Here is a 15,220-nt window from a genome sequence, read left to right as displayed (position 1 = left end):
TCGTCCGACCGGCCCTTCGCGCCACCGAGCGCGGAGGAGGCAGCCCGCGGGTCGTCTGCGTGACGGGCGGTCACGGGGCGTGGCCGCCGATGACCTGCCGTGCCGAGCGGCGTGCCGTCAGGGCGCCAGCCGCTCGACCCGCCAGCCGTCCGCCGGCCCGTCGTGGACGTAGCGCAACCGGTCGTGCAGCCGGTTGTGGCGGCCCTGCCAGAACTCCACCGACTCGGCAGTGACGCGATAGCCGCCCCAGTGCGGCGGCGCCGGGACCTGCTCACCCTCCGGGTAGCGGGCCGCCAACTCCGCGTAGGACCGCTCCAGTTCCTCGCGCGAGCCGACGACCGCCGACTGGTCGCTGGCCCAGGCGCCCAGCTGGGAGCCGTGCGGGCGGGTGCGGAAGTAGGCGGCCGTCTCGTCGCGGCCGATGCGGGCCGCGGTGCCGTTCACGATGACCTGGCGGGCCAGCGGGTGCCAGGGGAACAGCAGCGAGACCGCGGAGTTCTCGGCCAGTTCGCGGCCTTTGCGGCTGGTGTAGTTGGTGTAGAAGACGAACCCGCAGTCGTCGAAAGCCTTGAGCAGTACGGTCCGTGAGCTCGGCCGGCCGGCCGCGTCCGCCGTCGAGACGACCATCGCGTTCGGCTCGTGCAGGCCCGCCGCGACCGCTTCCTTGAACCACCTGGCGAACTGCTCGTACGGGCCGGCCGCGAGGTCGGTCTCGGCGAGTCCCTCGGCGCGGTAGTGCGCGCGCATGGACGACGGGTCGGGATTTTCGGCGAAGGGCGCGTCGGCAGGGTGCACGGCCTCATCTTGCAGCATCGGGTGAGCCCGGGTCAGCCGGAAGGGGCGGAAGTCTGCCCGCCGTCGACCGGACGTAACCCTTCCGTCGGCGAATCGACCAGTGTGCCGGATGTCACGCCGTCCCGCAGGTGACGAACCCGCCAAAATCACGGGCCTGCCCACTGTGGCCTGTGAACATCGGAAGCTATCGTGGCCGGCCTGAAGGGACGCATCATGTGCGCCCTGAGGAGGCCCGTCACCACACGCACCACATCGCACCGTGCCCGCCCGCGGCCCCGACCCACCGTGGGCGGAACCCGTCGCGTGACCCATGCCCTGGCGGGGCATCACCCGGGTGACCGCTGCGGACCGCGAGCTGCCCCCGCGCAGCCGTGTAATCGCAGCGGCGCCCGTACCAGACTCGACTGCACGGCATCCGGCCCCGGGCCGTGTGCCGTCCCCATCATGAGGAGCCGCCTGATGTCCGACTTCGTACCCGGACTTGAGGGAGTCGTCGCGTTCGAGACGGAGATCGCCGAACCGGACAAGGAAGGCGGCGCCCTGCGCTATCGCGGCGTCGACATCGAGGACCTCGTCGGTCAGGTGTCCTTCGGGAACGTCTGGGGGCTGCTGGTCGACGGCGCGTTCAACCCCGGTCTGCCGCCCGCCGAGCCGTTCCCGATTCCCGTGCACTCGGGTGACATCCGGGTCGATGTGCAGTCCGCGCTGGCCATGCTCGCGCCGGTGTGGGGCCTGAAACCACTGCTGGACATCGACGAGGCGGAGGCCCGCGACAACCTCGCGCGCGCCGCCGTCATGGCGCTGTCGTACGTCGCCCAGTCGGCGCGCGGGCAGGGCCTGCCGATGGTGCCGCAGAAGGAGATCGACACGGCGGAGACCGTCGTGGAGCGCTTCATGAAGCGCTGGCGCGGCGAGCCCGACCCCAAGCACGTCAAGGCCGTCGACGCCTACTGGACGTCGGCCGCCGAGCACGGCATGAACGCCTCCACCTTCACCGCCCGGGTCATCGCCTCCACCGGCGCCGATGTGGCGGCGGCGCTGTCCGGTGCGGTCGGCGCGATGTCCGGTCCGCTGCACGGCGGCGCGCCCTCGCGCGTCCTGGGCATGATCGAGGAGATCGAGCGGACCGGCGACGCCACCGCCTACGTCAAGCAGGCCCTGGACCGCGGCGAGCGGCTGATGGGCTTCGGCCACCGCGTCTACCGCGCCGAGGACCCGCGCGCCCGCGTGCTGCGCCGCACGGCGAAGGAGCTGGGCGCACCGCGCTTCGAGGTCGCCGAGGCGCTGGAGAAGGCCGCGTTGGAGGAGCTGCACAATCGCCGCCCGGACCGGGTGCTGGCCACCAACGTCGAGTTCTGGGCGGCCATCACCCTGGACTTCGCGGAGGTCCCGGCGCACATGTTCACGTCGATGTTCACCTGCGCCCGGACGGCCGGCTGGAGCGCCCACATCCTGGAGCAGAAGCGCACCGGCCGCCTCGTCCGCCCCTCGGCCCGCTATGTCGGTCCGCCGTCGCGCAGCCCGCGCGAGATCGCGGGCCACCAGGACATCGCGGGCTGAGCCCCGGCCCGCGCCTTCGGCGGACCGTGGAGCTCGACGGCGCCCGGGGCAGCGTCCTCGGGGCCCGCCCTCGAGCTCCACGGTGCGGTTGCGTCGGGTGGCGTCCCCGGTCCGGCGGTCGCTCCGGATCCCCGCTACGTCCCCGGCCCGGGGATCGCTCCGGGCCCCCGCTGCGTCCCGGGACCCACCGAGTTCAGCACATCGTCGATGATCTTCGCCCACTGGGCCACCACCCGGTCGCGCCGGGTCGTGTCGTCGGTCAGCAGATTGGCGAGCCCGAGGCCACGGGCCATGTCCAGCAGCCCCTGCACCGTCTCCCGTACGCCCGCGACGCTCTCGTCGGCCGCCAGTAGTGCCACCGCCGTCCGGTGGGCCTCGCGGCCGACCCGGGCCTCCAGTGCGGTGACCCGCTCGCGCAGCTGGTCCTCGTCGGAGGCCGCCACCCACAGATGGAGCGCGGCGCGGAAGAGCGGGCCCGTGTAGAGGCCGACCAGCTCCTCGACGATGATCCAGGTGCGGGCGATGGAGCCGGCCGGCGGCAGATTGTGCGCGACCGCCTTCAGGGCGCCCTGCCGCTTCTCGGCGACGTGCTCGACGGCGGCCGTGAACAGGTCCTCGCGGGTGCGGAAGTGATGCTGGGCGGCGCCCCGGGAGACGCCCGCCCGCTCGGCCACGACGGAGACCGTGCTGCCGCTCCAGCCGCGTTCCGCCAGGCAGGAGATGGCCGCTTCCAGGAGCCTGAGCCGGGTGGCCCGGCTGCGTTCCTGCTGCGGCTGCTTGGGACCGCGGGACGGGGTCAGCGGGCCCATGTCGGGGCCCGTCGCTCCAGGAAGGCGGTCATGCCCTCGCGGGCCTCGGCGGAGCCGAAGAGCCTCGCGGACTGCTCCGCGAGCGCCTCGGTGTCGCGGTCGAAGGCGCGCAACACCTCGGCCGTGACCAGCTTCTTCGATGCGGCCAGCCCCTGCGGTGAGCCCTTGCGCAGCCCCTCCAGTACGGGCGCGAGGCCGGCGTCCACGTCGTCCGCTGCCAGTGTCACCAGCCCGATCCGGGCCGCCTCCGCGGCGCCGAACTTCTCCCCGGTGAGGTAGTAGCGGCCCGCGGCCCGCGGGTCGAGGCGCGGCAGCAGCGGCATCGAGATCACGGCGGGCGCGAGGCCGAGCCGGGCCTCGGTGAAGGCGAACGTGGCGTCCGGGCCGGCCGCGGAGATGTCGCAGGCGCCGAGCAGCCCCAGCCCCCCGGCCCGGACGTGACCGGTGACCCGCGCGACGACCGGTCTGGGCAGCTCCACCAGCGCGCGCAGCAGCCGGGCCAGCCCCAGCGGGCCGTCCTGCGCCGCCCCCGACGTCGCTTCGGACAGGTCAGCGCCGGCGCAGAACGTCCCGCCCGTGTGGGTGAGCACGACGGCGCGGGTGGCGTCGTCGGCCGCGGCGTCGGCGAGCGCCTGATGGAGTTCGGCCACCAGCCGGGCGGAGAGCGCGTTGCGGTTGTGCGGTGAGTCCAGGGTGAGGGTGGTGATGCCGCGCTCGTGGGAGCGCACAACGAGGGGTGTCGTGGGTGCGTCGGTCATCAGGCCGTCGAGCTCCTTTCCCTGGCGCGCAGTTCGCGCCGCAGGATCTTGCCGGTGGTGGCGCGCGGCACGCTGTCGAGGAACTCCACGCGGCGCACTCTCTTGTACGGGGCGACCCGCTCGGCAACGTACGCGATGACGTCCTCCGCGCTCAGCGCGGCCCCCCGCTGCCGTACGACGAACGCCTTGGGCACCTCGTTGCCGTCCGCGCCGTCGACTCCTATGACGGCGGCGTCGGCGATGGCCTCGTGGGTGAGCAGCAGTGCCTCCAGGTCGGCGGGGGCGACCTGGTACCCCTTGTACTTGATCAGTTCCTTGACGCGGTCGACGACGTACAGCCAGCCGTCCTCGTCCACCCGCCCGACGTCACCGGTGTGCAGCCAGCCGTCGGGGCCGATCATCGCGTCCGTCTCGGCGGGCCGTCCCAGATAGCCCTTCATCACCTGCGGGCCGCGGATGACGATCTCGCCGCTCGCGCCCGCGGCCAGGTCCTCGCCGGCCTCCAGGCCGACGATGCGCAGTTCGGTGCTGGGGACCAGCTTGCCGACGGCGCCCGGCGGCGGGGCCGGCTCGTCCAGCGGTACGGCATGGGTGCCGGGCGAGAGCTCCGTCATCCCGTACGCCTGCCGGACGGTCGGCAGGCCGAGCCGCCGGGAGCAGGCCCCGGCGAGTTCGGCGTCCAGCGGGGCGGCCGCGCAGACGATGTGCCGGAGGGAGGAGAGGTCGTAGTCGTCGACCAGGGGGTGTTTGGCGAGGGCCAGCACGATGGGCGGTGCGACATAGACGGCCGTGATGCGGTGCCGGTCGATCGCGGCCAGGAACTGCCGCAGGTCGAAGCGGGGCAGCACGACGACGGTGGAGCCGTTGCGGAGCGGGGCGTTCATCAGGGCGGTGAGGCCGTAGATGTGGAAGAACGGCAGCACCGCCAGGATGCGGTCGTCGGGGCCGCTGGTGACCAGGGGGTCCAGCTGGGCGAGGTTGGTGGCGATGTTGCGGTGGGTGAGCATCACGCCTTTGGGGCTTCCGGTGGTGCCGGAGGAGTAGGGCAGCACGGCCAGGTCGTCGGCCGGGTCGAGGGGGACGGACGGTTCGGGGTCGGTGGAGTCCAGCAGGCCGAGGACCGAGCGGTGGCCCTCGGCCTGATCGCAGACGAAGATCTCGGCGACGGCGTCCCCGCGCCCGGCGGCGGCGCGGGCGGTCTCCAGCAGCGCCGCCACGGTGACGATCCAGCGGGCCCCGGAGTCCCGTATCTGGGTGGCGAACTCGCCCTCGGTGGCGAGGGGATGGACGGTGGTGACCGCCGCCCCGCAGCGCGAGGCGGCGTAGAAGACCGCGGGGAAGAGCACCGTGTTGGGGCTGTGCAGCGCCAGGACATCGCCCTTGGCCACCCCGGCCGCCGCGAACGCGGCCGCGATCCGGCGGCTGTGGCGGTCCAGCTGGGCGTGGCTGACGGTGGTGCCGTCGACTCCGTCGATCAGTGCCGGCCGGTCGCCGTACTCCGCGGCCCGCCCCAGCACGGCCTCGTGGATCGGCAGCTCCACGGGCGCGACGTCCTCGTACTCACTGCGGAACACCTGGAACACCATGGCGTGGTCCTCCCCTTCGACGGCTTCGTCGGTGTGCGTACGTCTCGCCGGTGACCGGCGAGGTGCCGGTCACCGTTCCGGGCGGCGTGCTCAGTACGACTTGGGCAGTCCCAGGGACTGGTGGGAGACGAAGTTGAGGATCATCTCCCGGCTGACCGGGGCGATCCGCGCCACCCGGGCGGCCGTGATCATCGAGGCGAGCCCGTACTCCTGGGTGAGGCCGTTGCCGCCGAGGGTGTGGACGGACTGGTCGACGGAGCGCACCGCCGCCTCGGCCGCCGCGTACTTGGCCATGTTGGCGGCCTCTCCGGCGCCCATGTCGTCGCCGAGGTCGTAGAGGTGGGCGGCCTTCTGCATCATCAGCCGGGCCAGCTCCAGCTCGATATGGGCCTGGGCGAGCGGGTGCGCGATGGCCTGGTGGCTGCCGATGGGCTCCTTCCAGACCTGCCGGGTGCGGGCGTAGTCGACGGCCCGGTCGAGGGCGTAGCGGCCCATGCCGAGGGCGAAGGCGGCGGTCATGATGCGCTCGGGGTTGAGGCCGGCGAAGAGCTGGAGGAGCCCGGCGTCCTCTCCCCCACGGCTGGACGCGTGGGTGGGGGCACCCCCAGCGGTAGCTGGGGGAGTGCCCCCACCGACGAGCGCGTCGGCGGGCAGCCGTACCTCGTCCAGGGTCAGCTCGAACTGCTTCTCGGGGGCGGCGAGTTCCATGGCGATCGGGCTGCGGCCGAAGCCGGGGGCGTCGCGCGGGACGATGAAGAGGCAGGGCTTGAGCCGGCCGGTCCGCGCGTCCTCGGTCCGGCCGACGATCAGCGTCGCGTCGGCGATGTCGACGCCCGAGATGAACACCTTCCGGCCGTTGAGGACCCAATCGGCGCCGTCCCGCCGGGCGGTGGTGGTGATGCGGTGCGAGTTGGATCCGGCGTCCGGCTCGGTGATGCCGAACGCCATCTTGCGGGAGCCGTCGGCCAGGCCCGGCAGCCAGGTCTGCTTCTGCTCGTCGGTGCCGAACCGTGCGATCACCGTCCCGCAGATCGCCGGCGAGACGACCATCATCAGCAACGGACAGCCGGCGGCACCCAACTCCTCCAGCACGATGGAGAGTTCGGTGATGCCACCGCCTCCGCCGCCGTACTCCTCGGGGAGGTTGACGCCGAGGTAGCCGAGCTTTGCGGCCTCCGCCCACAGTGCGTCGGTGTGCCGGCCCTCGGCGACGACCCGGGCGAAGTACTCGCGGCCGTAGCGCTTGCCGAGCGCCGCGACGGCGGCCCGCAGGTCGCGGTGTTCCTCGGTCTCGATCACAGGGTTGCTCATGACGGCTCCTTGTGTGGAGTGGATGAGGGGCGTTACGGAGGCGGGAGAGGGCGTGGCGGGGGGTGGAAGAGGGCGTGGCTCAGTCCGCGACGACGGCCAGCAGCGCGCCCACCTCGACCTGCTGTCCGGTGCGGGCGGGCAGGGAGGTGAGAGTGCCGGCGGCCGGTGCGGTGATCGTGTGTTCCATCTTCATCGCCTCCAGCCACAGCAGCGTCTGCCCGGCCTCGACGCGGTCCCCTTCGGCGAGCCCGGCGGCGATCCGGACGACCGTGCCGGGCATCGGCGCGAGCAGCGAGCCGGGTTCGGTGCGGGCGGCCGGGTCGGGGAATCGGGGCAGTGCGGTGAGGGTGCGGGCGCCGGCCGCCGAGTCGACGTGGACCTGTTCGCCGTAGCGGGAGACCGTGAACCGCCGGCGCAGGCCGTCCACTTCGAGTACGACGGCGTCGGCCGCGAGGCCGGCCAGGCGGACGCCGGGGAGGTCCTCGGCGAGCAGCCCGTCGCGCGCCAGCCGGTAGCGGATCCGGTACTCGGTCTCCGCGCAGCGGTAGGTCTTGGTCTGCGGCCCCGACGGCACGTTGCGAAAGCCGCCGAAGCGGGAGCGGCCGGCGGCGTCGGCGAGGGCGGCGGCGAGCGCGAAGACCTCGGTGCCGGCCGCTTCGGCCGTGGTCAGCGCGGCGAGGTGGCGGTCGTAGAAACCGGTGTCGAGTCCGGTGGCGTCGGCGAATTCCGGGTGCCGCAGGGATCGTACGAGCAGGTCGCGGTTGGTGAGCGGGCCGTGGATCCGGGTTCGCTCCAGGGCGCCCGCCAGCTTGCGTACGGCTTCGTCGCGGGTCGGGGCCCAGGCGATGACCTTGGCGAGCATCGGGTCGTAGTGGACGCCGATGGTGTCGCCGTCGGTCACGCCGGAGTCGAGCCGCACGCCGTCGGGCACGGCGAGGTGGTGCAGGGTGCCGGTCTGCGGGCGCCAGTCGGCCGCCGGGTCCTCGGCGTAGAGGCGGGCTTCGACGGCGTGCCCGGAGCAGGCGGGCGCCTCGGCCTCCAGGGCCCGGCCCTCGGCAACGCGTAGCTGGAGGGCGACGAGGTCGAGGCGGTAGATCTCCTCGGTGACCGGGTGTTCCACCTGGAGGCGGGTGTTCATCTCCAGGAAGTACGCCCGCCCGTCGGACACCAGGAATTCCACCGTGCCCGCGCCGCGGTAGTCGATGGCGCGGGCCGCCTGTGCGGCGGCTTCGTGCAGGGTGTCGCGCAGCGCGTCGGGGAGCCCGGGCGCCGGGGCCTCCTCGATGACCTTCTGGTGGCGGCGCTGGAGGGAGCAGTCGCGGGTGCCGAGCGTGTGGACCGTCCCATGGGCGTCGGCGAGGATCTGCACCTCGACGTGGCGGCCGCCGACGACATACGGCTCGACGAACACCTCGCCGTCGCCGAAGGCGGCCGCCGCCTCGGCCTCGGCGGCCTTCAACTCGTCGGTCAGTCGGTCCAGTTCGGTGACCACCCGCATGCCTCTGCCGCCGCCGCCGGACGCCGCCTTCACCAGCAGCGGCAGGTCGGCCTCGGTGGCCGTGGCCGGGTCGACGGGCGCCAGCAGCGGCACCCCGGCCGCCGCCATCAGTTCCTTGGCCCGGGTCTTGGAGGCCATCGCCTCGATGGCGGCGGGTGGCGGCCCGATCCAGGTCAGGCCCGCGTCGGCCACCGCGGCCGCGAATCCCGGGTTCTCGGAGAGGAAGCCGTAGCCGGGGTGGACGGCGTCTGCGCCGGCGGCCAGCGCGGCCCGGACGATCAGGTCGGCGCGGAGGTAGGTGTCGGCGGGGGCGTCGCCCGTCAGGCGGACCGCCACATCCGCCTCGCGGACGTGCGGCGCCCCGGCGTCCGCGTCCGAGTGCACGGCGACGGTGGAGATGCCCAGCTCACGGCAGGTACGGAACACCCGGCGGGCGATCTCGCCCCGGTTGGCGACGAGTACGGAACGGATCACTTCTTGCCTCACATCCGGAAGACGCCGAAGCCGCCCCGCGCGCCCTCGACCGGCGCGGTGTGGAGGGCGGACAGACACAGGCCGAGGACGGTACGGGTGTCGCGCGGGTCGATGACGCCGTCGTCGTAGAGCCGCCCGGACAGGAACATCGGCAGCGACTCCGACTCGATCTGCTGCTCCACCATGGCGCGGAGCCCGGCGTCCGCCTCGTCGTCGTAGGGCCGGCCCTTGGCCGCGGCCGAGGCGCGGGCGACGATCGACAGGACACCCGCGAGCTGCTGCGGCCCCATGACGGCGGACTTGGCGCTCGGCCAGGCGAAGAGGAAGCGGGGGTCGTAGGCCCGGCCGCACATCCCGTAGTGCCCGGCGCCGTAGGAGGCGCCCATGAGGACGGAGAGGTGGGGGACCTTCGAATTCGACACCGCGTTGATCATCATCGCGCCGTGCTTGATGATGCCGCCCTGCTCGTACTCCTTGCCGACCATGTAGCCGGTGGTGTTGTGGAGGAAGAGCAGCGGGATGTCGCGCTGGTTGGCCAACTGGATGAACTGCGCGGCCTTTTGGGACTCGGCGCTGAAGAGCACGCCCTGTGCGTTGGCGAGGATGCCCACCGGGTAGCCGTGCAGCTCGGCCCAGCCGGTGGCCAGGCTCGGCCCGTACAGCGGTTTGAACTCGTCGAAGTCGGAGCCGTCCACGATCCGCGCGATGACCTCGCGGGGGTCGAACGGGGCCTTGAGGTCGCCGGGGACGATGCCCAGCAGCTCGTCCTCGTCGTACCGGGGCGGCGCGGCCGGGGCCGGATCGGCGTGCGCCTTGCGCCAGTTGAGGCGGGCGACCACCCGGCGCGCCTGGCGCAGCGCATCCGGCTCGTCCAGCGCGAAGTAGTCCGCGAGGCCGGAGGTGCGGGCATGCATCTCGGCGCCGCCCAGCGACTCGTCGTCGCTCTCCTCGCCGGTCGCCATCTTGACCAGCGGCGGCCCGCCCAGGAAGACCTTGGCCCGCTCCTTGACCATGACGACGTGGTCGGACATGCCGGGGACGTAGGCGCCGCCGGCCGTGGAATTGCCGAAGACGACGGCCACGGTCGGGATTCCGGCCGCCGAGAGCCGGGTGAGGTCCTTGAACAGCGCCCCGCCCGGAATGAAGATCTCCTTCTGGCTGGGCAGGTCCGCGCCGCCCGATTCCACCAGCGAGACGACCGGCAGGCGGTTGGCCTGGGCGATCTCGTTCGCCCGCAGCGCCTTCTTCAGCGTCCAGGGGTTGCTGGCGCCGCCGCGTACGGTCGGGTCGTTGGCGGTCACCAGGCATTCGACGCCCTCGACCACGCCGATGCCGGTGACCAGCGACGCCCCCACCGCGTAGTCGCTGCCCCAGGCCGCGAGCGGGGAGAGTTCGAGGAAGGGCGTGTCGGGGTCCAGGAGGAGTTCGATGCGCTCGCGGGCGAGCAGCTTGCCGCGCTCCCGATGGCGGTCGACGTACTTCTCGCCGCCGCCCGCGACCGCCTTGCCGTGTTCGGCCTCGATCTCCGACAGCTTTCCGAGCATCGCCGCGCGACGCTCGCGGTACTCGGCACTCGCCGGGTCCAGCCCCGTTCCGAGCACGGTCACCACAACACCTCCGGTATGTCCATGTGCCGCGAGCGCAGCCACTCCCCCACGGCCTTGGCCTGCGGATCGAACCGGGCCTGCGCCGCGACGCCCTCCCCGAGCAGCCCGTCGACGACGAAGTTCAGTGCGCGCAGGCCGGGCAGGAGATGGCGGTCGACCGGCAGATCCGCGCATTCGGGGAGGAGTTCGCGCAGCCGGTCGGTGGTCAGGGAGTGGGCCAGCCAGCGCCACGCCCGGTCGGTACGGGCCCAGACGCCGATGTTCGCCGAGCCGCCCTTGTCGCCGCTGCGGGCACCGGCGACCAGCCCCAGGGGGGCGCGGCGGGTGGGCAGCGCGGGGTCGAGTGGTTCGGGGAGCTCCGGGTCGGCGAGCCGCTCCCACTCCCTCACTTCGGAAGGGGGTGGGATGGGCACGCGGGTGCCGTCGGGCAGGACGGCCGTGTGCGGGACCTCGGCCGCGGGCACCGCCACCGCCTCGAAGACGCCGTACGGCGTGCCCTTGCCGGGCGGCGCGGTGACGTGGAAGCCGGGATAGCTGGCGAGCGCCAGCTCGATCGCCGCGCCGCTGACCACCCGGCCCACCGCGTCCTGGTCGGCGTCCCGCACCACCAGCCGCAGCAGCGCGCTCGCCTCCTCCTGGACGTCGGCGTCCTGCCGGTCGGTACGGGCGAGCGTCCAGCGCACCTCGGCCGGGCGGTGGCCTCCGGCGTCGAAGGCCGCCTCCATCTGCCGGCGCACCAGCTCGGCCTTGGCCGGCACCGCCAGTCCCGTCAGGACGAAGGTGACTTCGTTGCGCCAGCCGCCCAGGCGGGTCAGCCCTGCCTTGAGGGTCGGCGGCGGCGCCTCACCCCGTACGCCCGCGATCCGGACCCGGTCCGGCCCGTCCTCCGTGAGCCGTACGGTGTCGAGCCGGGCCGTCACGTCCGGGCCGGCGTAGCGCGCACCGGCCGTCTCGTACAGCAGTTGGGCGGTGACCGTCCCGGTCGAGACCGTGCCGCCGGTCCCCGGGTGTTTGGTGATCACCGCGCTGCCGTCGGCGGCGATCTCGGCGAGCGGGAAGCCGGGGTGCAGTGGGGCGGGCGCGCCGTCGGCGTCGAAGAAGGAGTAGTTCCCGCCGGTGGCCTGGGTGCCGCACTCCAGCACGTGCCCGGCGACGACGGCGCCGGCCAGCGGGTCGAGGTCCTGCGGCCGCCAGCCGAAGTGCGCGGCGGCGGCACCGCTGACCAGCGCCGCGTCGGTGACCCGCCCGGTCACCACCACATCGGCCCCGGCCCGCAGGCACTCCGCGATACCCCCGCCGCCGAGATAGGCGTTGGCGGTCAGCACGCCCTCGCCCCAGCTCCGCCGGCCGGTCAGGTCGTCGCCCTCGACGTGGGCCACCCGCACGCGGACGCCGACCTTCTGCGCCAACTCCCGTACGGCGTCCGCGAGTCCGGCCGGATTCAGGCCGCCGGCGTTGGTGACGATCCGGACCCCGCGGTCGGTGGCGAGCCCCAGCCCCTCCTCCAGCTGCCGCAGAAAGGTCCTGGCCCAGCCGCGCCCGGGGTCCTTGAGGCGGTCCCGGCCGAGGATGAGCATGGTCAGCTCGGCGAGGTAGTCGCCGGTCAGCACGTCGAGGGGGCCGCCGGTGAGCATCTCGCGGACGGCGTCGAAGCGGTCGCCGTAGAAGCCGGAGGCGTTGCCGACGCGGAGGACGGCGGGGTCGGCGCCGAGCGGCCGGACCGGGCCACCGGTCATCGCGGGCCGCCCTCCGCCTGGGGTGTGCGGCCCTTCCCGGGCGGGCCCGCGAAAGCCTGCGCGATCTCCAGCCACCGCTCCGCGTCCGCCCCCTGGGCCCGTAGGGTCGGCAGGTCGGTGCGGTGCGCCCGCTGCGTCACCAGCAGGCAGAACTCCAGCGCGTCGCCGGTCACCCGCTGCGCCGCGTCCGGCGGCCCGTAGTCCCAGACCGTCTGCCGGTCCGGGGCCCGCAGTTCGACCCGGAACTCCTCGTCGGGCGGGGCGAGCCGGTGGACGGAGTAGGCGAAGTTGCGGGTGCGTACGCCGATCCGGGCGATGTGGCGCAGCCGGGCGGTCGGGGTGCGGGTGACCCCCAGTGCGTCCGCGACGTCCTGGCCGTGCGCCCAGGTCTCCATCAGCCGCGCGGTCGCCATCGAGGCGACGCTCATCGGCGGGCCGTACCACGGGAGTTTGTCGCCCGCCGGCCATGTGGCGAGCGCCCGATCCAGCGCGGCACGGCCGGTGCGCCAGCCGTCGAGCAGCTGCGCGGGCGGTTCCTTCGCCCCCGCCTCGGCCCCCTCGTCCACAAAGGTCAGCGGCGAGGCGAGCGCCTCCGGCACGGCCTCCTGCGCGAAGCGGTCCGGGTCGGTGGCCGCGAGCAGCGCCTTCTGGTCGGTCCAGGCGAGGTGGGCGATCTGGTGGGCGACGGTCCAGCCCGCGGCGGGTGTCGGTGTCGCCCACCGCTCGGCCGGGAGGCCGGCGACCAGGGCGTCCAGCTCCTCGCTCTCCTGCCTGAGGTCCGCCATGACGGCGGCGGGATCGGACACGCGACACTCACTCCCTCACCACCCCGGCTGCGGTGCAGGCAGGGCATGTTGGCGTCGGCGGGACGGCATACGGGTGCCGTGCGACGCGGTACGGGTTCGGCTGGTGCTGGTGCGCTCCGAGCGTGGCAGCGGCGCACAAAACAATCAAGCACGCCTGCATGATTTTCTGCCGTACCGGCGGGCGGTCGCGCCGAGTTGTCGGGGCCCGGCGCATCCGCCGGGTCCCGGGCCGTCCGCTCAGCCGTGTGCCGCGGCCGGCGGTCCGCTCAGCCGTGTGCCGCGGACCCCGCGCTCCGTACCGCGCCCACGCTCGCGACCACGACCAGCCCGATCGCCGCCACCTCGGCCCAGCCCAGCGCCTGGTGCAGGACCAGGAATCCGGCGGTGGCCGCCGCGGCCGGCTCCAGGCTCATCATGACCGCGAATCCGGAGGCCGGGAGCTTGCGCAGGGCGAGCAGTTCCAGGGTGTAGGGCAGCACGGAGGACATCAGGGCGACCGCGGCGCCCAGCCCCACGGTGACGGGGTCGAGCAGCGCCCCGCCCGCGCCGGCGATGCCGAGGGGCAGGCTGAGCAGCGCGGCGACGGTCATCGCCAGCGCCAGGCCGTCCGCCTGCGGGAAACGCTGTCCCGTACGGGCCGAGAGCAGGATGTACGCGGCCCACAGCCCGCCGGCCGCCAGCGCGCACGCCGCACCGGTGAGGTTGAGACCGTCGAATCCCTCGCGCCCGAGCAGGACCACGCCGCCGAGCGCCAGCGCCGCCCACACCACGCTCAGCAGGCGGCGCGAGGTGGCCACCGAAAGGATCAGCGGCCCGAGGAACTCCAGGGTGACGGCCGCGCCCAGCGGGATGCGGTCGATCGCCTGGTAGAAGAGGGAGTTCATGCCGGCCAGCGCCACACCGAAGGCGAGGACCGTGCTCCAGTCGCCCCGCGTGTACCCGCGCAGCTTCGGCCGGCAGACGAGCAGCAGCACCAGCGACGCGACGACCAGCCGCAGCGTGACGACGCCGAGCGCACCGGCGCGCGGAAAGAGCAGCACCGCCACCGACGAGCCGAACTGCAGCGAGACGATCCCGCCGATCACCAGCGCCACCGACGCGAGCCGTCCGCGCGCCCCGCCGGCGCCGCCCGCCCCGGCCTCGGCCTCTGCCGTCAGCACCTCCGGCGACGCCGGTACCGGGTGCGGGATCCCGCCGTCCTGCGGCACTCCGGAGACGGCCGTGGAGCCGCCGGTGCCGGACACCGGCGCGGCGGACGAAGCGGAACCGGCCGATATCGGGCCGTCGGAAGGGGTGGGCGCAGGATTCACATCCCCCACGCTAAGGCCCGCCCTTCCGGTCCGTGAAATGCCGTTTCCCCTGTTGTTATGCTCCGCACGCATGAGCATCGAGCTGCGTCATTTCCGCTGCTTTCTCGCCATCGCCGACACACTCAGCGTGACCCGCGCCGCCGAGCGCCTGCATCTGACCCAGCCGGCCGTCTCGCGCACCCTGCGCCAGCTGGAACAGGAGCTGGGCCTGCGCCTCGTCGACCGCTCGACCCACCACCTGGCGCTCACCCCCGACGGTCTCACCTTCCGCGACCGGGCGGCCGTCGCCGTCACCGCCTTCGACCGCGCCCTCGGCCACGCCCACGGCGCCGCCTGGCCGCTACGACTGGGCCACGCCTGGTCGGCCGCCGGCACGTACACCACCGCACTGCTGCGCCGCTGGCACGAGGAGCACCCCGACACCCCGCTCGAGCTCCTGCGCATCGACGACCGCACCGCCGGCCTGGCCCGTGGCGACGTGGACGCGGCCCTGCTCCGCGGCGACGTACGGGCCCCGGGGCTGGTCACCGAACAGCTCACCACCGAGCCCCGGGTCGCCGGGCTCCCCGCCGACGACCCGCTCGCCCGCCGCCCCGCCCTCTCCCTCGCCGAGCTCGCCGACCGCACCATCGCCCTGAACACGGTCTCCGGCACCACCACCCTCGACCTCTGGCCCGCCGCGGCCCGCCCCGCCGCCACGATCACCATCGGCAACACCGACGACTGGATCGCCGCCATCACCGGCGGCCGCGCCGTCGGCGTCACCACCTCCGCCACCGCCGGCATGCACCCCCACCCGGCGATGGCCTACGTCCCCCTCATCGACGCCCCGCCCGTCCCCGTGGTCCTGGCCTGGCGCGACGGCCCCGCGCACCCTCGCGTCCCGGACCTGATCGCGCTGGCCCACGAGGTACTCGGTCGGCCGGGGGGCGGCCCGCCCGACGGCTGAGGCCGGCTGCTCCACTCACGG

12 protein-coding genes are annotated in these 15,220 nt (G+C 73.7%); 2 read left to right on the top strand and 10 right to left on the bottom strand.

Annotated features, from left to right (window positions below; all coding sequences use genetic code 11):
- Nucleotides 1-117: 117 nt before the first annotated feature.
- A complete protein-coding gene (pdxH, locus tag ACGFML_RS01155) occupies nucleotides 118-813 on the bottom strand; it encodes a pyridoxamine 5'-phosphate oxidase (protein WP_393538637.1) in 696 nt (231 codons plus the stop codon).
- Nucleotides 814-1,254: 441 nt separating this feature from the next.
- Between pdxH and ACGFML_RS01150 the strand changes: the two genes are divergently transcribed.
- A complete protein-coding gene (locus ACGFML_RS01150) occupies nucleotides 1,255-2,355 on the top strand; it encodes a citrate synthase 2 (protein WP_393538635.1) in 1,101 nt (366 codons plus the stop codon).
- Between the two features lie 134 nt (nucleotides 2,356-2,489).
- On the opposite strand, the gene ACGFML_RS01145 is transcribed toward ACGFML_RS01150, so the two are convergent.
- From ACGFML_RS01145 to ACGFML_RS01105, 9 genes are all read right to left on the bottom strand, one after another.
- On the bottom strand, nucleotides 2,490-3,164 hold the full coding sequence (locus ACGFML_RS01145) for a TetR/AcrR family transcriptional regulator (protein ID WP_393538633.1): 675 nt from the start codon (nucleotides 3,162-3,164) through the stop codon (nucleotides 2,490-2,492).
- Complete coding sequence (locus ACGFML_RS01140) at nucleotides 3,152-3,922, bottom strand: enoyl-CoA hydratase family protein (protein WP_393538632.1); 771 nt, start codon at nucleotides 3,920-3,922, stop codon at nucleotides 3,152-3,154. The genes ACGFML_RS01145 and ACGFML_RS01140 overlap by 13 nt, the downstream gene beginning before the upstream one ends.
- Nucleotides 3,922-5,508, bottom strand: a complete 1,587-nt coding sequence (locus ACGFML_RS01135) for a 4-coumarate--CoA ligase family protein (protein WP_393538630.1) — start codon at nucleotides 5,506-5,508, stop codon at nucleotides 3,922-3,924. The genes ACGFML_RS01140 and ACGFML_RS01135 overlap by 1 nt, the downstream gene beginning before the upstream one ends.
- A gap of 90 nt (nucleotides 5,509-5,598) precedes the next feature.
- Nucleotides 5,599-6,819 carry an acyl-CoA dehydrogenase family protein gene (locus ACGFML_RS01130; protein WP_393538628.1) on the bottom strand — a complete coding sequence of 407 codons (1,221 nt, stop codon included), beginning with the start codon at nucleotides 6,817-6,819 and terminating at the stop codon, nucleotides 5,599-5,601.
- A 79-nt stretch (nucleotides 6,820-6,898) separates the two neighbouring features.
- Nucleotides 6,899-8,791 carry an acetyl/propionyl/methylcrotonyl-CoA carboxylase subunit alpha gene (locus ACGFML_RS01125; protein WP_393538627.1) on the bottom strand — a complete coding sequence of 631 codons (1,893 nt, stop codon included), beginning with the start codon at nucleotides 8,789-8,791 and terminating at the stop codon, nucleotides 6,899-6,901.
- A gap of 8 nt (nucleotides 8,792-8,799) precedes the next feature.
- Nucleotides 8,800-10,398, bottom strand: coding sequence for an acyl-CoA carboxylase subunit beta (locus tag ACGFML_RS01120; RefSeq protein ID WP_393538625.1), 1,599 nt, complete (start codon nucleotides 10,396-10,398; stop codon nucleotides 8,800-8,802).
- Nucleotides 10,395-12,134: an acyclic terpene utilization AtuA family protein gene (locus ACGFML_RS01115; protein WP_393538623.1), complete on the bottom strand. Its 1,740-nt coding sequence runs from the start codon at nucleotides 12,132-12,134 to the stop codon at nucleotides 10,395-10,397. Before ACGFML_RS01115 ends, ACGFML_RS01120 begins: the two co-directional genes overlap by 4 nt.
- Nucleotides 12,131-12,940 (bottom strand): TIGR03084 family metal-binding protein, encoded by an 810-nt coding sequence (locus ACGFML_RS01110; RefSeq protein WP_393538621.1) that lies wholly within the window; start codon nucleotides 12,938-12,940, stop codon nucleotides 12,131-12,133. The genes ACGFML_RS01115 and ACGFML_RS01110 overlap by 4 nt, the downstream gene beginning before the upstream one ends.
- 266 nt (nucleotides 12,941-13,206) lie before the next feature.
- Complete coding sequence (locus ACGFML_RS01105; RefSeq protein WP_393540340.1) at nucleotides 13,207-14,100, bottom strand: DMT family transporter; 894 nt, start codon at nucleotides 14,098-14,100, stop codon at nucleotides 13,207-13,209.
- Between the two features lie 220 nt (nucleotides 14,101-14,320).
- On the opposite strand from ACGFML_RS01105, the gene ACGFML_RS01100 reads away from it, so the two are divergent.
- Entirely contained in the window at nucleotides 14,321-15,199 is an 879-nt protein-coding gene (locus ACGFML_RS01100) for a LysR family transcriptional regulator (protein WP_393538619.1), read from the top strand.
- Nucleotides 15,200-15,220: the final 21 nt, after the last annotated feature.

Origin of the sequence: Streptomyces sp. NPDC048650, assembly GCF_043199095.1 — a bacterium.
In the GTDB taxonomy this organism is placed as follows: Bacteria; Actinomycetota; Actinomycetes; order Streptomycetales; family Streptomycetaceae; genus Streptomyces.
This window is presented reverse-complemented; position numbering and strand designations above follow the sequence as displayed.